Raw genomic sequence first — 25,120 nt, 5'->3', positions numbered from 1 at the left:
TCTTTATTCAAAAACACTAAAACTAACATGTATGAAAAAAAATGGATTTTCAGGAGTCATATTATTGACGTGCCTGTTGTTGTCGGGTCTGTCCATGCAGGCAGGAAATGTGGTTTATAAATTGACGCAACGCATTGCAGTTCCGGGATCCGGATGGTGGGATTATCTTGCGGTTGATACACAGCACAGCCGTTTGTTTGTGTCACATGCTGATCAGGTAAATGTTGTGGACTTAAAAACCAACAAAGCTATTGCCATCATTCCAAACACACCAGGTGTGCATGGTATCACGTTCGCCTATGATCTTAACAAAGGGTTTATTTCTGATGGTCAAGATTCATCTGTCACGGTATTTGATCTTTCTACATTAAAAACCATCGGAAAAATTCAGGTAACCGGGAAAAATCCGGATGCCATTCTATATGACCCGTTTTCACATTGTGTTTTGACATTCAACGGAAGAAGTTCAAATGCAACAGTTATCAATGGAAGGACAGGTGCCATCGTCACCACCATTACTTTGCCGGGAAATCCTGAATTTGCCCAAACCGATGCACATGGACATGTTTTTGTGAATATTGAATCCAAAAGCACCCTTGTTAGAATTAATGCAACCAAATGGAGTATCGAAAAAGAATGGTCTATTGCCCCTGGCGAAGAACCTTCCGGGTTGGCCATTGATGTAGCCCATGAAAGATTGTTCTCGGTATGCAGAAATAAAAAGATGATTGTTTCTGATGCTGTTGCCGGTAAAGTGATTGCAACACTTCCTATCGGATCACGCTGTGATGGAGTGGCCTATGATCCTTTGTATAAACGGATCATTTCTTCCAACGGAGAAGGAACAATTACTGTAGTGCAGGAAGAAACCCCAAATCTTTTCAGGGTGTTGAATAATTTTCCAACTCAAACAGGAGCGCGCACGATTGCTGTTAATCCGAAAACAGGACGACTCTACCTGTCTGTTGCTGAATTGGAACCAGGGCAGGGCAGACGACCAGTAAAGCCGGGTACATTTCATGTTTTAGTTGTAGCTCCGTAACACGAAAAAAAAATTAATTGCATCCATATTCATTGTTTATTTTATGCCCCGCAGACGTATTATTATGTCTTCGGGGTAATTTGTGATTATGCCATGCAATGACTGACCATTGCCAAGAACATATTAATATGGCTCCGCGTCATAACGTAAAACTCAGGACGTAATAAAAAGATAAAATCAGAGATAGCTTTATATTCACTACTTTTTTATATTTATACCCTCCACTTGATATACCAACGACTATAAAAGCAATAATAAAAATTAAAATCACCCATTAAAAAACACCCTATATAAAGTTTGTTTTTGTTTTTATGGAACCATTCTTAGCTAGTAATATTTTTCCACTTTCATATTGGTAGTTGTTTCAGAAGTCATGTTTTTATCGGGAACAATGAAAATCCAGTATAGTCTTTCGATAATTAGTGTTTTGATAAACAGTTAATTATATATGAGTGTATTCTTGTAACTGCACTCTTACGGCAACTGTTATGATGAATATTTAAGAAGACTTGCAGGCCTGCTGTGATATCAAATTTACTCTTGTCTATCCTTCAAAAGGCTCAGGAAGAATAATTGTCCATCCTTGCAGGAAATCGTAAAAACCATATTTATATTATAAAACCAACATGTGTTGTTTTGTGGGGCGTTTGCTTTCAAAATGGTATATTTTTCGTGTTGTACCCATAAATAAGTAATGTAAAAATGCAAGAATGATGCATTTTTGATTGTTTTACTGGAAAAATTTATACCTTTGCAGTGACAAAAATCTTTACTTGGACAAAAAGAAAAAAGGTATGTTTGACACAGGACTCACTACGTTTATGGTTTTAGCCACCAGTCTGGTGATGCTAATGACGCCAGGACTTGCATTTTTCTATGGAGGACTTGGCGACAAGAAAAGTATCCTCAATATTATGATGCAAAGTTTCGTTTCAATGGGGGTTACTTCGGTAATCTGGTTTGCGTTTGGCTATTCTTTGTGCTTTAGTGGAAATATGGCACAAGGGAATGATTTTTACGGGATCATAGGAAACTTCAACAAAGTTTTTTATCACGGAGTCACTCCTTCCACGCTTTTCTCTCCCGATAAACGTTTTCCTGAGTATTTGTTTATTGCCTATCAGATGATGTTTGCCATCATTACACCAGCACTGATTACCGGAGCATTCATCAATCGGGTTTCATTCAAGGCCTACATCTACTTTTTGATTTTTTGGCAGATTTTCGTTTATTATCCGTTTGTTCATATGGTTTGGGGCGGAGGACTTCTTGCTCATTGGGGAGTATTTGATTTTGCAGGGGGGATTACGGTACACGCCACGGCAGGATTTGCAGCGTTGGCATCGGTTTATTTTGTTGGGAAACGCCATCAGAAAACTGATCCTAATAATATACCACTGGTTGCTATCGGCACAGCTCTATTATGGTTTGGCTGGTATGGATTTAATGCCGGTAGCGAACTTGCCCTGAATGCGATAACTATATCGGCATTTGTGAATACTGATATGGCAGCTTCATTTGCTGCTGTTACCTGGCTTATCCTTGAATGGCATACAGGGAACAAAAAGCCGACTTTTATCGGATTGATGACTGGTTCAGTTGCTGGTTTGGCCACTATTACTCCGGCGGCAGGATATGTATCCATCTCGTCAGCAGCCATAATCGGTATTATTGCTGCATTCGGATGTTTTCTTGCTGTACGTTTTAAAGAATACAAAGGATGGGATGATGCTCTCGATGTATGGGGTATCCACGGCATGGGCGGTGTGATAGGTACACTTTGTCTTGGATTATTTGCTTCATCAACCATCAATCCGTCGATTCCAGACGGACTGTTGATGGGTGGTAATGGTATGTTGTTATTAAAAGAAGCTGTTGCAATTTTGCTCGCTGTTGGTTATGCGTTTTTCTTTACATTACTTATTTTCAAAGTAATCAATAAATTTATTCCGGTTAAAGTGCCTGTTACCACACAGGAGGTTGGCTTGGATATGTGCTTGCATGGTGAAACGGCCCGTAATTTGTAATGCTTTTACAACATATGTGGCATGATCCTTATTGATTTAATTGATTGATTTTCGATTGAAAAAAAGAGGGGAGTCGTCAGGCTCCCCTCTTTTCGTGTATAGTAAAAAAAATTACGGCATTATTTTTTATCTTTCTGGATTGCGTCGTTGTGTACCGAAATAACAGAGCGACCTGAAGGATCGGCATTGTTTTTGAAGCTTTCGTCCCACTCTAATGCTGCCGGTGTACTACAGGCAACTGAGGGTACGGAAGGAACCGTCGCTGCAGCAGAGTCAGAAGGGAAGTATTCGCTAAAAATGCTGCGGTAAAGATATTCTTCCTTAGTCATCGGTGGATTAATCGGGAAACGGTATTTGGCATTTTGTAATTCCTGATCGCTTACTTTTTCTTCAGCGCGTGCTTTCAATGTATCAATCCAGCTATATCCGACGCCATCCGAGAATTGTTCCTTTTGTCTCCATACAACGGATTCCGGGAGGTAATCTTCAAAGGCTTTACGCAGAACCCATTTCTCCATTTTGCCGTTACCTGCCATTTTATCTTTTGGGTTCAGGCGCATGGCAACATCCATAAATTCTTTGTCGAGAAAAGGCACGCGTCCTTCAACACCCCACGCAGCCAATGATTTGTTTGCCCGCAAACAATCATAAAGGTGAAGCTTGCTGATTTTCCGGACTGTTTCCTCATGAAATGCCTGAGCATTTGGCGCTTTATGGAAATAGAGATAGCCACCGAAAATTTCGTCAGCCCCTTCACCGGAGAGCACCATTTTTACTCCCATTGATTTGATAACACGGGCCATCAGGTACATTGGTGTAGAAGCTCGTACTGTTGTAACGTCATAGGTTTCCAGATGATAAATGACATCACTGACAGCGTCCAATCCTTCTTCGATGGTGAAATGGATTTCGTGGTGGATGGATCCGATGTGTTCGGCTACTTTCCGTGCAGCTACCAAATCGGGAGATCCTGCCAGGCCTACTGCGAATGAATGAAGTTGAGGCCACCATGCATCATCGTTTCTATCTTCGCTTTCAATACGTTTGGAGGCATATTTTTTAGCAACAGCCGAAATAATGGATGAATCTAAGCCTCCTGACAGTAATACCCCATACGGAACATCAGACATAAGCTGGCGATGAACTGCATCTTCTAATGCTTTACGTAATGCATCAATGTTCGTTGTGTTATCTTTCACAGCGTCATAATCCATCCAATCCCGCTTGTACCAGGCTTTAACTTCTCCGTCAGGACTGTAAAGATAATGCCCCGGAGGAAATAAATCAACTTTATTACAATAGTTCTCAAGGGCTTTCATTTCTGAGGCAACATAAAAATTACCTAGTTTGTCCCATCCCATATACAGGGGGATGATTCCAATATGGTCGCGTCCAACCATGTATACATCATTGGCTTTATCATACAGGCAAAACGCAAAAATACCGTTAAGCTCTTCCAGAAAATCAGGACCTTTATCGTCATACAATGCAAGGATAACCTCACAGTCCGATTTGGTCATAAATTCATATTTTCCTTCATAGCGCTTTCTAATATCAAGATGATTATAAATTTCTCCGTTAACGGCTAATATTAAATTACCATCCTTACTATAAAGAGGTTGTTTACCTGATTCCACATCAACGATGGACAGGCGTTCGTGTGACAAGATTGCTTCGTCACTGCAATAAATTCCAGACCAATCAGGACCGCGGTGACGAATCTTTTTAGACATCTTGAGCACTTGTGGTCGCAATGTTTGCGACGGCACTTTCAAATCAAATACTCCAACAAATCCACACATATTATTTAAATGCTAATTATAAACTTGCAAAGAGAATTGTCTCTAAGTCAATCAAAGATGCAAATGTAAACAAAATAGTCAATATTCGGACAAAAATGATTGAAAAAAAAGATTATAAATTACACTTTGCTCTATTGTTCTTCTTTTTAAATACATTTTGTTACTTTTAAAATCAAGAATAAGGTGTGCTTTATAAGCGGGTGTACAAGATAAAAATAACCATTCCAGATATTCCCCCTGATAAAAAACAGGGGGTGATGCATTTTATTGAAACATTTTTTTTCGGAACCCCTTGTGAAATAAAAAAAGCCCTACGTATTGCAGGGCTTATCAAAACAAAACTCTCTATGAAAACTATTTCATATTGGGGCTCTCTAATCCATATCCTTTTTTCTTGTCTTCGAGTTTCAGTAGGAAGCCAACAACAACAGATAAAAGACCTAACAAGACAAACAGGAGAATATCATTCTCATAATTGTATGTGATATTCAGTTTTTCATTTTTGATGATCGGATATGTTGCTTTCGAAAATGCATTACCCATAGCAAGCAGGGAATTTTTGCTTCCATTGTTCAACGAAAGTTGTTTTGCAGCGATAAGATTATTTGTAACGATATTATTTGCTAAAGCTGCGGTGTCAACCTCATTTTGAGGAGCAGGAGTATAAAAGGTAGTTTGTACAATAGAATCCACTACATTTTCGGTTGTTTTGTCAATGGCATCACTCAGGTCACTGGGTTTGTAAGTGATTTGATTTGTAGCCAAAACTTTATTAAAGCTTTGTTCAATGGAAGATTTTATCAGTGCTTTGTTGGGAGATACATTTGGATTGGATGCAGTCAAAACGACTCCTAGAAGCATTGGAATGACCACTAAGCCGATATTCTGAATATAGAAAATAACTGCGTATGCTGTTCCTAGTTTTTTTTCAGGAATAATTTTTGGTACAGATGGCCACATAGCAGAAGGAACCAACGAAAATGCAATTCCTAAAATGATAACCATAACGGCAGCAAACAACCAATAATTCAGGAATGGAACAGCGAGAAAGCTATGTACAATCAGCAATAAAATTGCTCCTACAATCATGATAGTAGCGCCTTTTCCTTTTTTGTCATAAATACCTCCGAATAATGGCGTTAAAAATATTGTTCCAAACGGAAGCAGCATTGGAATAAAACCTGCAAACTGAGAAGAAACATGATATTTATTAATCACAAAATCAGGAGCATAATATAAAAATGGGAACACAGCTCCATAGAACAATACACAAAGAATGGCAATGTACCAGAATGCTTTATTCGTAATGATCGATATTATATCTTTAATGCGGAATGGTTCTTCTTCCTCCACTACTAAATTCTTCTCAGAAGCATCCAGCTTCTTATCCAATACGATGTAAGTAATGAAAGCAATCAGGCCGATTAACATCAGGATGAAAGCTAACAAGATTGGAGTACTGTACGAGAATTTGATAGCAAGTGGTAAAGAAATAGCCAAAGCCAACGCAGTTCCCAAGCGGGCAATCGACATCTGTAAGCCCATAGCGAGCGCCATTTCTTTCCCTTTAAACCATTTTACAATGGCCTTGGAAAGCGTTATCCCTGTCGCTTCACTACCAACACCAAATATTGCAAAACCCAAGCATGAGATGATGACTTGTGTTTTTATATAACCAAATAAAGGGAGGGTAATCATAGCAGCCGATGATAACGAGGTCATTGCCCAATAATTGAGGGCAGTTCCGACTACCATGAAAGCCGTAGCCGCTAAGCCTGTCACTCTGATACCAAGTTTGTCAAGAATTATACCGCTGAATATCAACATTAAAAAGAAAACATTGAACCAGCCGTATGATCCCGTATATAAACCGATATCATTACTTGTCCATCCAAGAGCTGTTTCGAGAATAGGTTTCACTGAGGAACCTGCATAGTTGAAATAATAAGCTCCAAACATGGACATAGAAACGACAAACATAGCGGTCCAGCGTGCGATTGGAGATTCTCTGAGAGATTTCTGAATTGCTTCTGTCATAATAAATTTGTTTTTGAAGTACTAATTAAAAGAAAATAAAAGGGTTGGAAATGTATAATTTTATCTATGGGTTTTATTTCTTGCGGCCAAAAAGCACTTTAATTAATAGGAGCAAAATCAAAACTGATGAAAAATAGAGGGCAAAAAGGCCATATGGACGTTCCGGCGTATTGATTATCATAATGGAAGAGCCAACAAAAACACCGATAATCAACAATGCCGCTGTGACCCTCGATCCAATCAATCGCAATACTCTGGTGACTGGATTCTGATCGTCAATATGAACCTGATGGTGTACCGTTCCCTCTTTTAATTTATAAAGGATTTCATTGACGCTTCCCGGCAATGTATTTATTAACGTCACATAATCCATCAGCGTATCATAAATGCTTGACGCTATCTTTCTCGGGGTGTAGCGCTGCATTACCAGATTTTTGGCATAAGGCAATATTAATGGAGTGATTGATATGGTCGGATCAAGTTGTCCTGCAAATTTTTCCAGGGAAGCAACAGCCTTTGCCAGCATAAAGATGCCTGAAGGAATTTTCAATTTGAAAGAAATAACCACATTAAGGCAATCCTGTACCATCTTTGAAAAATCAATCTCTTCGATACTTAAATGACGGTATTGCTTAAGTAATTGGTCGAGGCTAAATTCTAAATCTTCTGTTCGGTCATAAAATTTTACATCACATAAAGTAAGCAGAGCCGATGCAATAGCACGGGCATCCTGACGCACCAATCCCACACTGAATTGGGCCAGAAAATTCATTTCGCGAGGGCGCAACACGCCAACCATTCCAAAATCTATCATTCCAATCACGTTCCCCGGAAGAATGAATAAATTGCCTGGATGGGGATCTGCATGGAAGAATCCTTCTTCCAGAATCATTTTAAGGAGGATATTTGCGCCATTAACCGCAATCTGGTGCATATCATATCCTCCCTCTTTGAGTTTATCCAAATGGTCGGGCGTAATGCCGGTGATTTTCTCCATCACCAGCAATCGATGTGTGGTATATTGTGTAAATACTTTCGGGATATGTACCGTTGAATCATTTTGAAACATAAATTCAAAACGGCGAATATTGGCTGCTTCCTGAGTATAATCCAATTCTCTGTGAATTTTATCTTCGAACTCATCAATAAAACCCACTACATTGATTGCTGCCAGTTCGGGATAGTTTTTGACAAACTGTTTGGCAATGTAATGCATCAGGTAGAGATCTAACCGGATCTTTTTCTCAATATGAGGGCGTTGAATCTTGACCACGACTTCTTCGCCTGTGACCAATCTGGCCTGATATACCTGACCAATAGATGCTGCTGCCAAACAATGGGTATCGAACTCAGCGAATACCGCCTCGAGGACAGCTCCCAATTCATCCTGAATCAGTTTGATAGCTGTACTATCATCAAAAGGATAGGCTGTAGATTGGAGTTTTTTTAATTCCAACCGGAAACGTTCGGAAATCATATCAGGCCGGTCAGCCAAAATTTGCCCAAATTTTATATATGTGGGACCAAGTTCTTCAATCGTAATCCTTACCCGTTCCGGGGTTGTATGTACCTGTAACTGTGCCTTCGGGTGACGACGCATCTGATGGCGTAAATAGCTGCGTCCTAAACGCGACCGGTAAAACCATTCGCGCATAGCATGTTTTAGCAAGATTTTGACAATTTGCATTGCCCTAAAAAATTGCAATAAATTGCTGTATAAACGAAATATTTTCATATCACACGAAGGTATAAACAGTAATCTTTAGTAATGCCTGCAAACAGCATCATATTGTGCAAAGATACTATTTTTCAGCGAACGCCACTCTTTATACTACAGAAATGGCTACGTATTAATTCTTGTCGTATTTTTTGAAAAACAAACACACAAAATTATCCGAAATCCAGAATTTTACTGGTTCATTTTTAGTTTTTAGAACCGATTGCGCATATATGCAGAAGTTTATTCAGGAATGACAGATGCCAACAATTATTCTTAAAAGTTATCGTGCTTCCATCCCTTTTTATGCTATCTTTGCGTTATATCATCAATGCAGGTATAGGTTTACTTACTAAATTCATAGCAACATGATTGATTACGATGCGCTTTTAAAAATTTCTTATGGAGTTTACGCCGTTTGCTCCGGTAACTCGAAAAAAGGGAATGGATTTATATCTAATTCCATTATGCAGATAACTTCTGATCCGGTTCAGGTTGCAGTGACATGCAATAAAAAAAACTATTCTGCCGAAATTATCGCAGATAGTGGTATGTTAGCTATTTCTGTTCTTCCGCAAAATGTTTCATCTGATGTGATCAGCATCTTTGGTTATAAAAGCGGTCGAGAAATAGATAAGCTCAAAAGATTCAATGTTCGTTACGGGATAAATGATGTCCCAGTGCTGTTATCCGATGCCATCGCAACGCTTGAATGTAAAGTGAAAGAAACGATTGATGCCGGTACTCATTTGATATTTCTTTGCGAAGTATTGGAGGCAAATCTACTTGATAGTGAATCAGATCCAATCACATATGATTATTACAGAAAAGTCAAAAAAGGCGTTTCTCCAGCCAATGCACCTACTTATATAAACCCTTTAAAAAAACAAAAAACAATGGAACCAACCAAATACCGTTGCCCAATTTGTGGGTATGAATATGACGACAGCGAACACGACATACCTTTTGAAGCATTGGATGACGATTGGGGATGCCCTGTTTGTGGCGCAACCAAAGATATGTTTGAAAAAATATAAGACCACGGCTACTTGGATTATTTTCAGAAGGCCCACTAAATAATTATGAATCAAATAGAAATAAAAAATATAGTCAAATCATTTAAAGACGTTAAAGCGGTAAAAGGAGTCTCCTTTACGATTCCGCAAGGAACGTTTTTGGCTTTATTGGGTCCAAACGGTGCAGGAAAAACAACCCTGGTGGAAATGATGGAAGGATTACGGAAACCTGATTCAGGAGAAATACTGATTAATGGCAAGTCGTGGCATAAGCATGAAAAGGAATTACGAAAGGTCATCGGACTTTCGCTTCAGGAAACCCGTTTTACAGATAAGCTTACCGTGTATGAGACATTGCGTCTCTTTGCTAGTTTTTTCGGATTGGGCCATCCGCGGGTGAATGAAGTATTGGCATTGACGAATCTGGAGGAGAAACAAAAAGCAATGGTCAATGCACTTTCAGGAGGACAACGCCAACGATTGGCGCTTGCAGTGGCATTGCTCAATCGTCCTGAAATCCTTTTTTTGGACGAACCGACAACCGGGCTTGATCCAAAGGCCAGGCTTGACCTGTGGAATATTTTACACGATCTTAAACAACAAGGAAATACAACGCTAATTTTAACTACGCATTATATGGAAGAGGCTGAAACCTTGTGTGACGATATTATCATTCTGGATCATGGAACTATTTTGCAGCAGGGTACTCTATCTCAATTACTTGACGGATCAGCAAAAAACCTGGACGAACTCTTTATTCACCTAACTGGAAGACACTTACATAATGAAGAAGTGGGACAATAATCAACTTTATCAACTGATTAAAACTCAGTTTCTGGAAACGATTCGGGAACCATCGGTACTGTTTTGGGGCATTGGGTTTCCTATTTTGATTTCCATCGGATTAGGATTGGCATTTACCCGGTCTTCAAATACCCAGTTTCATGTGAATGTTGTCACATCTGACACTCACTTTATCAATTCATTCATTGCCCCCTATAGCGTCAAAAATATCCATGATCAGGCTGTAACTTATTCATGGAGTGTCTCTGATTCAACCTTGGGAAACACAACATATATTTTCCGAGAAAGCTCTTGGAAGGATGCCATTGTTGCTTTGAAGCGTGGTGAAGCCAATCTTATTTTAACTGATTCTGCTGGAACTCCTTATTTTCATTTTGATCCACATGACACACAGGCTCAACTCCTGTATATGAAACTATCTGCACTTTTTCGTCATCCTGTCGTAAAAATAAATGATAAACAGTCCCACATTCAGCCCCTTACATTGAAAGGCGTTCGGTATATTGATTTTCTCATTCCAGGATTAATTGCTCTTGGCATCTTGAATGCATTGATGTGGGGTATCAGTTACAACATTATTGAGCGGCGTTCACAAAAACTATTACGCCGGATGGTGGCTACTCCAATGCGAAAATCAAATTTTCTAATGGCTATCATTTTCGTTCGGATTGTCATGAACATTATCGAAGCAGGTATTTTATTTTTGTTTGCGTGGCTATTTTTCGGTATAACTATTCAGGGGAATATCGGAGCACTGTTTTTGCTTTTCTTTGCTGGAAACATTGCTTTTGCCGGTATAGCGGTTCTTCTTTCGAGCCGTACAGAAAAAACCGAAATAGGCACTGGTTGGATTAATGCTATAACCATGCCGATGATGATTCTTTCGGGTATTTTCTTTAGCTATCATAATTTTCCTGATTGGAGTATCGGATTTATTAAATTATTACCTTTAACCGTGCTAACCGACGGTATCCGCAGTATTTTTAACGAAGGGGCAAGTTGGTTGCAAATTATTTTCCCATCGTTTTTATTGTCAGCGTTAGGGGTTATATGTTTCCTGCTGGGATTAAAACGATTTAAATGGTTCTAAACCTGTGAATATTTAACATTGATTATGGAAAAGAAGGTGGTGGAAACACCCTTAATGAAGCAATATTATCAAATTAAAGCTAAGCATCCAGATGCAATTTTACTTTTCCGAGTGGGCGATTTCTATGAAACGTTTTCGGATGATGCCATTCGAGCTTCCGAGATTTTGGGTATCACATTAACACGAAGAGCGAACGGTTCAGCTCAATTTGTTGAACTGGCTGGATTTCCACATCATGCCTTGGATACTTATCTTCCGAAATTAGTTCGTGCAGGAATGCGTGTCGCCGTCTGCGATCAACTTGAAGATCCGAAGATGACCAAAAACATCGTGAAACGTGGTATTACCGAAGTTGTTACTCCAGGCGTATCTATTAATGATAATGTGCTGAATCATAAGGAAAATAATTTTCTAGCCAGTGTTTATATTAATCATAAGATTGCTGGCGTGGCTTTTCTTGATATCTCAACAGGCGAATTTCTCACTGCGGAAGGAACTTTGGAGTATATAGATAAACTACTCAACAGCTTTTCACCTAAAGAAGTATTACACGAACGCAATCAGCGTCAAATTTTCACAGAGTCATTCGGATCAAAGTTTTTTACATACGAACAAGAAGATTGGATCTATACGCCGGATGCAGCACATGACAGATTATTAAAACATTTTGAAACAGTCAATCTTAAAGGATTTGGAGTTGAGAATCTGACCAATGGCATCATTGCTGCAGGAGCTATTCTCTATTATCTTGACCACACACAACATCTTCACAATGGGCATATAACCCATTTGGCACGAATAGAGGAAGAACGTTTTGTATGGCTTGACCGATTTACCGTGCGCAATTTGGAACTTTTTTCAGGACAACATGAAGGCGCTGCATCGCTGACCGATATTTTAGACAAAACAGTAACTCCCATGGGAGGTCGTCTGTTGAAACGATGGATTTCATTCCCGCTGAAACAAATCAAACCCATTGAAGAACGGCTTTCGGTAGTTGAACATTTGTTTAAGGACGAAGCGATCAAAATTCTTTTAGAAGAACAACTGCCCCTCGTAGGTGACTTAGAACGTATAGTCTCCAAAATTGCTGTCGGACGGATTACTCCGCGTGAAGTACGGCAATTGCATGTTGCTTTGTCGGTGGTGGAACCGATCAAAACGATGTGTTTGGAAACAGATAACGCAACATTGCATAGAATAGGAGAACAGCTTAATGCCTGCGCTATTATAAGAGAGCGCGTTGAACGTGAAATTAATGATGATCCCCCTAATGCAATTAACAGGGGAGGCATTATCAGAGCCGGAGTGAATGAAACGCTGGATGAACTAAGAACCATAGCTTATTCCGGAAAAGATTATTTGTTGCAGGTACAACAGCGGGAAAGCGAAGCAACAGGCATACCCAGCTTAAAAATCAGTTTCAACAACGTTTTCGGATACTATATCGAAGTGCGTAACACACACAAAGACAAAGTGCCTGAAACATGGATACGCAAGCAAACACTAGTCAATGCCGAACGTTACATAACACAGGAGTTAAAAGAATATGAAGAGAAAATTCTGGGAGCTGAAGATAAAATACTTGCTCTTGAGTCTCAACTGTACAATGAATTAATTCTTGCATTAACAGACTATATTGCTGCTTTTCAATTAAATGCCAATCTACTGGCACAACTTGACTGTCTCTTATCATTTCAAAAGGTTGCAGTTCAAAATCGATATATCCGACCACAATTGAATGATGGATTTACCATCGACATAAAACAAGGGAGACATCCTGTTATTGAGAAGCAACTACCAGCTGGCGAACCTTATATTGCCAATGATCTTCATCTGGATAAAGAAAATCAACAAATTATTGTGCTCACCGGGCCAAACATGGCGGGCAAATCTGCATTCCTTCGCCAAACCGCCCTCATCGTGCTCATGGCGCAAATTGGCAGTTTTGTTCCGGCAGATAGCGCTTCTATAGGCATTGTAGATAAAATTTTTACACGCGTCGGTGCCAGTGATAACATCTCTGTCGGGGAATCAACATTTATGGTTGAAATGAACGAAGCTGCAAGCATTCTCAATAACATATCCGATCGGAGCCTGATCTTGTTTGATGAACTAGGCCGTGGCACAAGTACATATGACGGGATTTCGATTGCTTGGGCAATTGTCGAATACATACACGAACATCCGGCGTCCAAAGCAAAAACACTTTTCGCTACCCACTATCATGAACTGAACGAAATGGAGAAATCGTTTCCCCGAATTAAAAATTTTAATGTTTCAGTTAAGGAAGTGGACAGAAAGGTCCTTTTTATGCGTAAATTAGTGCCTGGCGGAAGCGAACATAGCTTTGGAATTCATGTGGCAAAGATGGCTGGTATGCCTCAAAGTATAGTAAAAAGAGCCAATGAGATTCTTGTCCAGCTTGAAACGGACAATCGGAAAGCAGGAATAGCAAAACCCATTGGCGATATAGCCTCTTCTCGGGAAGGTATCCAAATGAGCTTTTTTCAATTGGACGATCCTGTATTGAAACAAGTACGCGATGAAATTAAAAACGCTGATATTAACAATCTAACGCCTGTTCAAGCACTGAATAAACTGAACGAAATAAAAAAGATTATTACGGGAAAGTGATATTCCCAGAAAGCATTGTAATTAAATGCTATTGTTATGTTAAAGTTGTTTCGTGCTTATTATCCCATTGTAAAATGGACAATTGTAATTCTTTCTTACGGTTTTTTGATTTATAAAATCGAAGAATTTATCCATACTCCCGCTTCAAATCAGGATTGGTTCAATATATCGCTCTATCGATGGGGGTGGTTGTTGATGACTCTAATCCTATTGCCGGGCAATTTACTGATTGAATCTATTAAATGGCGTTTTCTGGTTAGTAAAGTTGAGCCTATTTCTTTTGCAACGGCCTTTAAATCATTATTTAGCGGCTTGGCTACCGGGTTTTTTACCCCAAATCGCCTGGGAGAATACCCCGGTCGGGTTGTTTATCTGCAATCTGAAAACAGATGGAAGGGAATTACATTTGGCTTCATTGGTACCTTGGCACAAACAATCACTCTTTTGTCATTCGGATTATTATCATTCTGGCTACTCATGGTACATCATCCATTTGGCACTCACAAAAGTGATACATTGCGCACTATTATCTTCTCCATTGCGACTGTATTGTCTTTTACTATTTATTTGTCCTTGCCCCGATTGGTTCGATTGTTACGCTATTTCAAGATTCATACTAAAATGATGATCTGGCTACGTTGGTTCACGCTCTTTAGTACACGGGAATTGACTTTTATTTTATTGCTTGCCATGTCACGGTATCTTGTTTTTTGCTTGCAGTTGTATTTTATGTTGTTGTTTTGTGATATTAAAATTCCTTTTTTACATGGTATGATTGCTATTGCAGCTTACTATTTATTTGTCACTTTTACTCCTTCCATATCTTTTTCAGAGGCAGCTATCCGCGGGTCGTATGCGGTAATGTTTATCGGCTTATTTTCTGAAAATGCCATTGCTGCTGCCACAGCAGGTGTGTTAATCTGGTTCATTAACGCCGTTATTCCTATGATAATAGGTTCTATTTTCTTTTCAAGGACAAAAATATAAGTCATTGTAATTTAGTGTTTTGTGTAATTGAAAAGAAATAAAATCTTTTTTTCTGCATTTTTTTGCTCGACCTATATTATTTTGCAAAAAAACGCTATCTTTGCTCCGTTTCATAAAGAAACGCAAAATTTTTCTCCATCTATCCAGCCAATATGAAAAAACTAATAATCATATTTGTTTGCTTGTTTTTGCTGTATTCTTTGCGGTTATTAGCCGTTTCAGCATATCCGTGGCCCGTAATCATTACACAACCAGATGGCACCAAAATTACTGTAATTCAAAAGGGAGATGAATACATGCACTGGCTGGAAAGTATAGATGGTAAAATGTTGATTTGCAATAATAAAGGGTTTGTTACATACGCGATGACTGATCAGAGTGGCAATGTAGTCTCGTCACAAATAATAGCGCACAACGTTTCACAACGCACAACAGCAGAAACTCAGTTTCTGTCAACATTACCGCAAAAAGTCTTTTACAGTGCCTCCCTAATAAATGCCATCATGAAGGCTGCAAACATACAACGTGAGCAGGCTTTTCGTACGTCATCGGTACCTGCTGGAAATGTTAAAATTTTAGTAGTATTAATGGCTTTTCCTGACACAACGTTTACCATTACTTCTACTGCCTATAATAATTTGTTTAATCAACAGGGTTATAACACCAATAATTCAGAAGGATCTGTACATGATTATTTTACCGCAAATTCATACGGAAAAATCTCTATGAGTTTTGATGTTTATGGCCCATATACGAGCAAGCATCCCTATAGCTTTTATGGGACGGATACCGGCGCTTCAGGAACCGATCAATATCCAGATTCATTGGTTTATGAAGCTATGGTAGATGTACATAAGGCCAATCCGTCTCTGGATTTTTCACAATATACAGGTATTCATGTTGTTTTTGCGGGGCACGGACAGGAATTTTCAGGTGTAAAAAGCAGTGCCATCTGGTCGCATGAAGGCTATATCACACCTCCAAGCTATTCCACTATTACACGATATGCCATGACCTCAGAGCTTTATGGTAATTATGCTTATTCTCCGACCATCAATACTATTGGGGTTGTTTGTCATGAGTTAACACACATATTAGGAGCTCCTGATTTTTATGACACTGACTATAATAACAATGGAGATGGACAATATACCGGAACCGGAGAATGGGATTTAATGGGAGAAGGCAATTGGAATTACACTGGAACAAATAATTCAGGTACTTGTCCTGCTGATATCAATATGTATCAAAAGATTCAGTTTGGCTGGGTTACCCCAACGCGACTTGATTCAACACAACAGATTGCCAATATGCCAAATTCAGAACAAAATGCAGTCGCTTATGTTGTACGAACTGCAACCCAAAACGAACGGTATATTCTGGAAAATCGGCAACAACTCGGATTTGATGCAGGGGTTCCTGGGCATGGACTACTTATTTACCATGCAGCACAGGATGTTAACGATATTTTTTATGATATCAATATCACTCATCCACAAAAAATGTATCCTGTCTGCGCCTCATCTACGTCTGCTCAGCCGTCTGCGATCGTTAACTCCTACGGAAATATTAATTCTGCTGGTTGTCCTTTCCCGGGAATGTCAAATAAGACGTCATTTACAAATCTTTCTGTCCCGGCCATTTTATCGTGGAATGGAAATTATAACAATACCCCGATTACCAATATTACGGAAAATGCCACACAGCATACCGTTTCATTTGACTACATGACTGGAATTGATATCGCTCCTGCACCACCAGTGCTAACCGATACATTACAAAACCATCAATTGCTACTTACCTGGACAAAACCAACTGGCTGGCCCCTTATAGCAGATACTACCTCCGAACAACACTGGGATGGGACATGTTCATCCAGTTATTTATCTTACAATACGAAAGTAAATATCATCTGCGCACAACAATTCAGTTCGTCTGTTTTATCCTCATATGTCGGGAAAACATGGGCAGCTGTACGTTTTTTTCCGGCCGATAGTAGCGCCACAAGTTATAATTTACAACTGTATACTGTTTCTGGCACTACGGCAACGAATATAGCCAGCCAGCCAATCAGTGGCATTAAGCCAAATTCATGGAATACCTTCTTTTTCTCTCAACCGGATACAATTGCAGCAAATACAACTTATGCAATTGGAGTGTCATATACCTCTTCCAAAGGATATACACTGATGATGGATAATGGTCCGGCATATGAAAGCAATGGAAATTATGGCGATTTAATATTTCCTTATTCAACAACTACAGCTCCTCATAGTCTTACCTTTATCAAGGTAGGTAGCGATGCAAACTATGGATTTGATATTAATTTTAGCGTTCGGGGGTTGATCAATCTTGGTCCTCCACTCAGCTATAATGTGTACCATAACAATACACTGATTGGTAATATTACGAGTCTGAAAGATACAATAGCAATTCCTACAAATGGTACTTACTGCATAAAAACGGTTAATGCCGGTATAGAAGGGAAAAACGAAGCTTGTATAGATTATGTGGCAGCAAATATAGATACAACAGACACGAGCAAAATATATGTTTTTGTGGTAGATCATATTGTCACCGTGCATGGAATTGCTGCTGGTGATTTGATTCAGGTGTATTCGCCTCTCGGCATTTTATATAAAGCATTTACGGCAACATCAACACAAGAAATCTTCACACTTCCTGCAGGATTTTGGCTCGTCAAGATACAGAAAACTGTACGGAAAGTAGTTATTCCATAAATCGAGTAAATTATTCATTATCATTAATTTCTAATATTTCATGTTATGCTTAAAGATCATCCTAAGGGGTTGATACCTCTCGCGCTCGCTAACACAGGTGAACGATTTGGCTTTTATACAATGTTGGCCATTTTCGTTCTCTATTTGCAGGCAAAATTCGGATTTGATAAAGGCACTACCAGCACTATATACGGAGTTTTCATGGGAGCTGTTTATTTTATGCCTTTGATCGGAGGATTTGTTGCTGACAAATGGTTTGGTTATGGGAAAACCATTCTGGTAGGCATTATAATCATGTTTTTCGGGTATCTGTTATTGGCTATTCCAAATAACAATCTCCATTTTTCCTTAATCGCTATGATTGGCGCCTTAACCTTGATCACGATAGGAACGGGATTATTCAAAGGCAATTTGCAAGTACTTGTAGGAAATTTATATGACGACCCGCAATATAGCAGTAAACGCGATGTTGCCTTCAGTATTTTCTATATGTGTATTAATATTGGTGCATTTTTTGCTCCATCCACTGCAGAATGGATCACCAACTTTAGTTTGCAAAATCATCAGTTGACCTATCAGGCTCAGATACCTGCTTTGGCACATCAGTTTCTTTCAGGGAACATAACGCCGAGTGGATTGCAAGATCTCAAAAACTTAGCAGAAGCTCAACTTATTGGAGCAAGCAATCATCTGGTTGATTTTTCGCATCTTTATATCCAGCGGCTTAGCGATGCCTACAACTATGGGTTTGCTGTTGCATGTTTCTCTTTAATTTTGTCCATTGCTATTTTTCTCGTATTCAAAAAGACATACAAACATGCTGATTATAATGCAAATCAACCAAACACGATTAATAATCACATCGAAGAACTGACACCAAAACAAACAAAAGATCGTATTATGGCGTTATTGTTGGTTTTTGCCGTTGTTATTTTCTTCTGGATGTCTTTTCAACAAAACGGATTGACAATGACTTTTTTCGCACGTGATTACACCGTTTCTTCTGTTTCTGGATTTACGCGTATTGGATTTTCTTTAACTAGTCTTACGCTGATTATTGTTTTGTTTTATAGCATTTTAAATGCTGTTCAATCAAAAAATGGACGTACTAGAATTATTTCATCCGTTATGGGGCTTGGTGCCTTGGCGGGTACCATATTTGTGTATAAAGCTCTTCCTGCAGAAATGCATTTGACTCCTCAGATTTTTCAACAATTTAATCCATTCTTTATCATTATATTGACTCCTATTTTCGTTACTCTCTTTTCCACGCTAAACAAACGAGGAAAAGAACCTTCTTCTCCACGAAAAATTAGCATTGGAATGGTTATTGCAGCCATAGGCTTTACCATTTTAGTTATTGGATCATTCGGATTAATGTCTCCGGCGCAGCTTCAGGCCAGCGGAGGAGTCAGCCAGACCTTAGTATCTCCTGATTGGTTAATAGGTACGTATTTAACACTTACATTTGCTGAACTATTTTTGAGTCCAATGGGAATATCCTTTGTCTCCCGGGTAGCACCTCCAAAATATAAAGGATTGATGATGGGAGGCTGGTTTGTGGCAACAGCTGTTGGAAATGCTTTGACAGCCGTTATCGGTAACTTGTGGAGTACCCTGCCTGTCTGGGTGGTATGGAGTATTTTGGTTGCTTGTTGTGTAATTTCTGCACTTTTTATGTTTTCTATTTTGAAAAAATTGGAAATGGTAACGCAATAACCGGATGGAAATTTAAATACAGAAACAAAAAGGCTTGGCTCTTTGAAGTGAAGCCTTTTTGTGTTGTAAAAAGCCATAAGATAAATTCACAACTTGTTTACATTCAATGGTATATTAATGTATTTGCTTGCGTTTCATGCAATTTATAAAATCAATGCTATTATCAAATAAAATCACGATTCCTTATCCTTTTACCAATCCACTCTCCCACCAAAAAATATTATCTTTGCGACAACAACAAAAAAAATTATGGACGATAGTAAATTGAACGCACAATCAAATCAATACACAGACGAACACATTATCACCCTCGAAGGACTCGAGCATGTACGCCGTCGCCCGGGTATGTACATTGGAAAACTTGGTGATGGAACATATATTGACGATGGTATTTATGTCCTTTTCAAGGAAATTATAGATAATTCAATCGATGAATTCAGAATGGGAGCCGGAACCACAATCCAAGTGACATTAAAAAATAAGACTCTTGCTATTCGGGATTATGGGCGGGGAATTCCTTTGGGTAAAATGATTGATGCTGTCTCCATTCTTAACACAGGAGGAAAGTATGACTCCAAAGCCTTTAAAAAGTCAGTAGGTCTTAATGGTGTTGGGACAAAAGCTGTTAATGCATTATCCTCTTCTTTTATGGTCGAAAGCTATCGTGACGGATCAGTAAAAAAAGCTCTGTTTTCATGTGGGAAACTGACTTCAGAAGAACCATTGCAATCAACATCAGAATCAAACGGTACCCGCATCGAATTTACGCCTGATGAAACTATTTTCGGTCAATATGCATTTAAAGAAGAGCATATTGAAACCATGTTGCGTAACTATGCATATCTGAACACAGGACTGGCTATTTTTTTCAATTCTAAAAAATTTTTCGCCAAAAATGGATTACTCGATCTTTTGAATGAAAACATAACATCCGAAACACTCTATCCTATAGTCCATCTGAAAGGAGAAGATATTGAAATTGCTTTTAGTCATAGTTATCAATATGGAGAGGAATACTATTCGTTTGTCAATGGACAGCATACGACTCAGGGGGGGACTCATCAGAGTGCTTTTCGGGAAGCCATAGCCCGCACTATAAAAGAGTTTTACAATAAAAACATGGAGATGGCAGATATTCGAAACGGATTGGTGGCTGCAGTATCCATTAGTGTTGAAGAACCTATTTTTGAGTCACAAACCAAGATTCGTCTCGGGTCAAAAGACATGGGACCAAACGGTCCTTCTGTCAATAAATTCATAGGAGATTTTGTAAAAAAAGAAGTCGATAATTTTTTACACAAAAATGGAGAGACTGCGGATATTCTTTTACATAAGATCCAGGAATCAGAAAAAGAACGCAAAGCGATTGCGGGTGTAACAAAAATTGCCCGGGAAAGAGCAAAAAAAGTGAGCCTTCATAACAAAAAACTACGCGATTGCCGCCTGCATTACAACGACACAAAAGGATCCGATCTGGACACTTCCATGATTTTTATCACCGAGGGGGATTCTGCAAGTGGTTCAATCACGAAAAGCCGGGATGTTAATACCCAGGCAGTTTTCAGCCTTAAAGGTAAACCGTTAAATACCTTTGGTTTGACAAAAAAGATTGTTTATGAAAACGAAGAATTCAATCTTCTTCAAGCAGCTCTTAATATTGAAGACGGATTGGAAGGTCTTCGCTATAACAAAGTGATTATTGCAACGGATGCCGATAATGACGGCATGCATATCCGGTTGCTTTTGCTAACTTTCTTCCTTCAGTTTTTCCCAGACTTAATTAAAAAAGGACACGTCTATATTCTTCAAACACCTTTATTCAGAGTACGCAACAAGAAGGAAACTATTTATTGTTACAGTGATGAGGAACGCACTACTGCCATTAATAAGTTAAGCCCAAATCCAGAAATTACCCGTTTCAAAGGGTTAGGTGAAATTTCCCCTGATGAATTCCGTCATTTTATTGGTAAAGACATGCGCTTGGATCCTGTAACCTTAAAAAAGGAAGATTCTGTTGCCACTCTTTTGGAATTTTACATGGGCAATAATACACCGGAAAGGCAGGAATTTATTATAGAAAACCTGGTGGTGGAAGAAGATATAACTGATTGAAAATATATCACATGCACTCTATACTATCTCTACAAATATTTAATCATTCTACGTATGAAAAAATTCAATCTTTCTATCGGTGTATGGTTGATCTCAGCATCTCTATTTGCCCAGGTCAGCCAGACTTTGCCTCAACTGGGTAAAGACAGTATTAAAAAAGTAATTGCCGCCATGACGCTTCAGGAAAAAGTAGATATGGTCATGGGGTTAGGAGACCGCACATGGAAAAATCCAGACAAAGGCCCTAACACAGTATTGCTTGATGGAGCTGCAGGACGTACTTATGATATTCCCCGACTTGGCATTACGCCTGCCGTATTAACAGATGGCCCTGCAGGATTACGCATTGAACCTAAACAAGAAGGACAATCTCATCCTTTTTATTGTACTGCTTTTCCAACGGCAACTGTTATGGCTTCAACATGGAATACGGCTATGGAAGAGAAAGTAGGCGAAGCAATGGGAAATGAAGTTCTGGAATATGGATCGGATGTTTTGCTTGCCCCTGCTTTGAATATTCAACGCAATCCGCTTTGTGGCCGCAACTTCGAATATTTCTCAGAGGATCCGTTAATTGCCGGTAAAATGGCGGCTGCTTTGGTGCGCGGAATTCAGTCAAATGGTGTCGGTACGTCCATTAAACATTTTGATGCCAATAACATTGAAACAGATCGTACAACCGTGAATGCTGTAGTAAGTCAACGGGCTTTACATGAGATTTATCTTAAAGGTTTTGAAATTGCAGTGAAAGAAGGAAATCCATGGACAGTGATGTCGTCTTACAACCGTCTGAACGGTTTTTATACTTCTCAGAATCATGACTTATTAACCACTATTTTACGTAAAGAATGGGGTTATAAAGGCATGGTGATGTCCGACTGGTGGGGAGGTGACGATCCGGTAGCACAAATGAAAGCTGGTAATGATTTATTAGAACCTGGAGATACTCAGCGTTCTGTGTTAATGAAAGCTGTGGAAGATAAAACATTAAGCGAAAAAACACTTGACCGAAACATTGCTTCTATCTTGCAGTTGATTGAAAAAACGCCCCGATTCAAAGGATTTATGCCAACATATCAACCTGATTTGGCTGCACATGCTGCTATTGCACGTGAGGCAGCAACAGAAGGTATGGTTTTACTGAAAAATGACAACGACGCATTACCTTTTACAAAAAAAATTAAACACGTTGCTTTATTTGGAAAAACATCGTATCATTTTATGGTTGGTGGTACTGGGAGCGGAGAAGTCAATTATGATCATGCTGCTTCAGTTGACAACGCTCTTTTAGCTGATCATTATAAACTTGTACCTGCATTATCTGATCTATACAAACAATTTGTTGATTCTATCACAAATAACGCAAAGAAACAAGATCAAAAATTTGCAGTTGATTTTGCTCCGGAATTACCATTGTCGCCGTCTTTTATCGATGCACAGGTAAAAAATTCCGATATTGCTGTGATTACTATTGGAAGACAAGCCGGAGAAGGAGCTGACCGTACTGTAGAAAGCTTTTCGCTATCAACAAATGAAAAAGCATTGATTCATGATGTTTGTCAGGCTTATCATGCTGCTAAGAAAAAAGTAATTGTTGTACTCAATATTGGTGGCCCTATTGAAACAGCTGATTGGCGTAATGAACCTGATGCCATCATGCTTGCATGGCAACCTGGTCAACAAGGAGCATATGCCTTGACGGATTTGCTAAAGGGAATTGTCGATCCTTCTGGAAGGTTGGCGGTTAGCTTCCCGATGAAATATACAGATGTGCCTTCTGCTTCAACTTTCCCCGGTGAACCAAAGAATAAACCAGTCAACGCTTTTTACAACGAAGGAATCTACGTCGGGTACCGTTATTATGAAACATTTCATGTGCCAACTGCCTATCCTTTTGGATATGGACTTTCTTATACCAAATTCCGTTATTCGGATTTAGCGCTGAGTGATTCAGTTTTCAACAAAAACATTACAGTTACCGTAAAAGTGACCAATATAGGGAAGGTTGCTGGAAAAGAAGTGGTTGAACTATATCTTGATGCACCTAAAAAGCAAATTAATAAGCCATTGCAGGAACTGAAAGCATTTGCTAAAACCCATTTGCTAAAACCTAATGAAAGCCAGACATTAACATTTACACTGAATCCAATGGATTTAGCCTCCTTCTGGAGTGGGATCAGCTCATGGGTAGCTGACCAGGGAAGCTATCAGATTCGCGTTGGTGCATCGTCTGAAGATATCCGGACAAAGGCAACGTTTACGTTACCGCATCCATTGATTGTTGAAAAGGATCACGATGTACTTTATCCCAATTTTCTCCTCCACACATTAACTCCTAAAGAACAAGAGTAATACTTAGAAAATTTTTCCGGCATAGTATTGAGGCTATGCCGGAAAAATCTAAAAAAGTATCTAAATCTCCAAGATATTTCTTTGTAAGATAACAGATGGGTATGCAACATAAAGAGATAAAGATCCAAGCTTTTTCGGAGAGCGCATTTCATAGCCTGGGATTTGCTTTGCAGCGGATGGAAGATCACTACCGTAGTACGCACGGGAAACCGGATGTCCCGCACCGGCATGATTATTATACCATTCTTTTCATCGAACAGGGAGAAGGAAGTCATAGTATTGATTTCACGGAATATCAGATTGCAAACAACACGATCTATTTTATTCAACCCGGACAAATGCATCAGGTCGTGCTCATGCAGGAACCGAAAGGGTGGATCATCACCTTTACGGAAGAGTTTCTGATCGCAAATTCGATTCCTGATAAACTGATCCGTGACATTTATCTCTTTAATGATTATGGACAATCTCCGCCATTACCAGTTGCTGAAAGGGATATGCCGGTCTATCGCAACCTGATAGACCAAATGGAACACTTTACCTCATCCCTTGAGAATTATCCGATGGAAGCTGCCGGATCACTCATCAAGCTATTTCTGATTCAAAGCAATAATAATTGCTCGCTTCATAAAAACGATAATCCGCAGTTGACGGAGACGACAAACCACATCCTGCGTCATTTCAAACAATTGCTTGACAGGCAATATGCCGACACGCATAAAGTATCCGATTATGCCGATGCATTATCGGTAACAAGCGATTACCTCAATAAGACGGTTAAAAGTATTACAGGCAAATCAGCCAAGGATCATATTCAGAGCAAACTGATTATTGAAGCCAAGCGAGCACTGCTTTTCAGCGAGCTTAGTAATAAAGAGCTCGCCTATAGCCTTGGTTTTGAAGAATCGGCCCATTTCAACAATTTCTTCAAGAAAAGTACAGGACTGACACCTTCCGAGTTTCGTCTTATGGCTCATCACTCCTGATTTTTGCAACTCTTCGCCTGATTTTATTATTTCTTTGGGCATTTTGCTGCC

14 protein-coding genes and 1 pseudogene are annotated in these 25,120 nt (G+C 39.2%); 12 read left to right on the top strand and 3 right to left on the bottom strand.

The window, feature by feature from the left end:
* Positions 1–31 precede the first annotated feature (31 nt).
* On the top strand, positions 32–1,042 hold the full coding sequence (locus FHX64_RS01500) for a YncE family protein (protein WP_183412088.1): 1,011 nt from the start codon (positions 32–34) through the stop codon (positions 1,040–1,042).
* 773 nt (positions 1,043–1,815) lie between these two features.
* Positions 1,816–3,069, top strand: a complete 1,254-nt coding sequence (locus FHX64_RS01495; protein WP_246392268.1) for an ammonium transporter — start codon at positions 1,816–1,818, stop codon at positions 3,067–3,069.
* Between the two features lie 119 nt (positions 3,070–3,188).
* Here the strand turns inward: FHX64_RS01495 and asnB are convergent, their stop codons facing one another.
* The 3 genes and pseudogenes from asnB to FHX64_RS01480 form a co-directional block, all read right to left on the bottom strand.
* A complete protein-coding gene (gene asnB, locus FHX64_RS01490; protein WP_183412087.1) occupies positions 3,189–4,871 on the bottom strand; it encodes an asparagine synthase B in 1,683 nt (560 codons plus the stop codon).
* Positions 4,872–5,711: 840 nt separating this feature from the next.
* Positions 5,712–6,830, bottom strand: a pseudogene (locus tag FHX64_RS01485) (MFS transporter); the annotation flags it as partial.
* A 151-nt stretch (positions 6,831–6,981) separates the two neighbouring features.
* On the bottom strand, positions 6,982–8,595 hold the full coding sequence (locus FHX64_RS01480) for an ABC1 kinase family protein (RefSeq protein WP_246392266.1): 1,614 nt from the start codon (positions 8,593–8,595) through the stop codon (positions 6,982–6,984).
* 398 nt (positions 8,596–8,993) lie between these two features.
* Here FHX64_RS01480 and FHX64_RS01475 point away from each other — a divergent pair, with 398 nt between their 5' ends.
* The 10 genes from FHX64_RS01475 (at position 8,994) to FHX64_RS01430 (ending at position 25,069) form a co-directional block, all read left to right on the top strand.
* Positions 8,994–9,662: a flavin reductase gene (locus FHX64_RS01475; RefSeq protein ID WP_183412084.1), complete on the top strand. Its 669-nt coding sequence runs from the start codon at positions 8,994–8,996 to the stop codon at positions 9,660–9,662.
* Positions 9,663–9,707: 45 nt separating this feature from the next.
* Complete coding sequence (locus FHX64_RS01470) at positions 9,708–10,445, top strand: ABC transporter ATP-binding protein (protein WP_183412083.1); 738 nt, start codon at positions 9,708–9,710, stop codon at positions 10,443–10,445.
* Complete coding sequence (locus FHX64_RS01465; protein WP_183412082.1) at positions 10,426–11,535, top strand: ABC transporter permease; 1,110 nt, start codon at positions 10,426–10,428, stop codon at positions 11,533–11,535. Before FHX64_RS01470 ends, FHX64_RS01465 begins: the two co-directional genes overlap by 20 nt.
* A gap of 24 nt (positions 11,536–11,559) precedes the next feature.
* Positions 11,560–14,172 (top strand): DNA mismatch repair protein MutS, encoded by a 2,613-nt coding sequence (gene mutS, locus FHX64_RS01460; RefSeq protein WP_183412081.1) that lies wholly within the window; start codon positions 11,560–11,562, stop codon positions 14,170–14,172.
* A 36-nt stretch (positions 14,173–14,208) separates the two neighbouring features.
* Positions 14,209–15,159 carry a lysylphosphatidylglycerol synthase transmembrane domain-containing protein gene (locus FHX64_RS01455; RefSeq protein ID WP_183412080.1) on the top strand — a complete coding sequence of 317 codons (951 nt, stop codon included), beginning with the start codon at positions 14,209–14,211 and terminating at the stop codon, positions 15,157–15,159.
* 152 nt (positions 15,160–15,311) lie between these two features.
* On the top strand, positions 15,312–17,900 hold the full coding sequence (locus FHX64_RS01450; protein ID WP_183412079.1) for a M6 family metalloprotease domain-containing protein: 2,589 nt from the start codon (positions 15,312–15,314) through the stop codon (positions 17,898–17,900).
* Between the two features lie 45 nt (positions 17,901–17,945).
* A complete protein-coding gene (locus tag FHX64_RS01445) occupies positions 17,946–19,619 on the top strand; it encodes a peptide MFS transporter (RefSeq protein ID WP_183412078.1) in 1,674 nt (557 codons plus the stop codon).
* 249 nt (positions 19,620–19,868) lie between these two features.
* Positions 19,869–21,731, top strand: coding sequence for a DNA topoisomerase IV subunit B (locus FHX64_RS01440; RefSeq protein ID WP_183412077.1), 1,863 nt, complete (start codon positions 19,869–19,871; stop codon positions 21,729–21,731).
* A gap of 54 nt (positions 21,732–21,785) precedes the next feature.
* Positions 21,786–24,083: a beta-glucosidase gene (locus FHX64_RS01435; protein ID WP_183412076.1), complete on the top strand. Its 2,298-nt coding sequence runs from the start codon at positions 21,786–21,788 to the stop codon at positions 24,081–24,083.
* 101 nt (positions 24,084–24,184) lie between these two features.
* Entirely contained in the window at positions 24,185–25,069 is an 885-nt protein-coding gene (locus FHX64_RS01430) for a helix-turn-helix domain-containing protein (RefSeq protein WP_183412075.1), read from the top strand.
* The last annotated feature ends 51 nt before the right edge of the window (positions 25,070–25,120 follow it).

The sequence above is a fragment of the Microbacter margulisiae genome, assembly GCF_014192515.1.
GTDB lineage: Bacteria > Bacteroidota > Bacteroidia > Bacteroidales > Paludibacteraceae > Microbacter > Microbacter margulisiae.
Note: the sequence above shows the minus strand (reverse complement) of the source record. Positions and strands in the feature narration are given on the sequence as shown.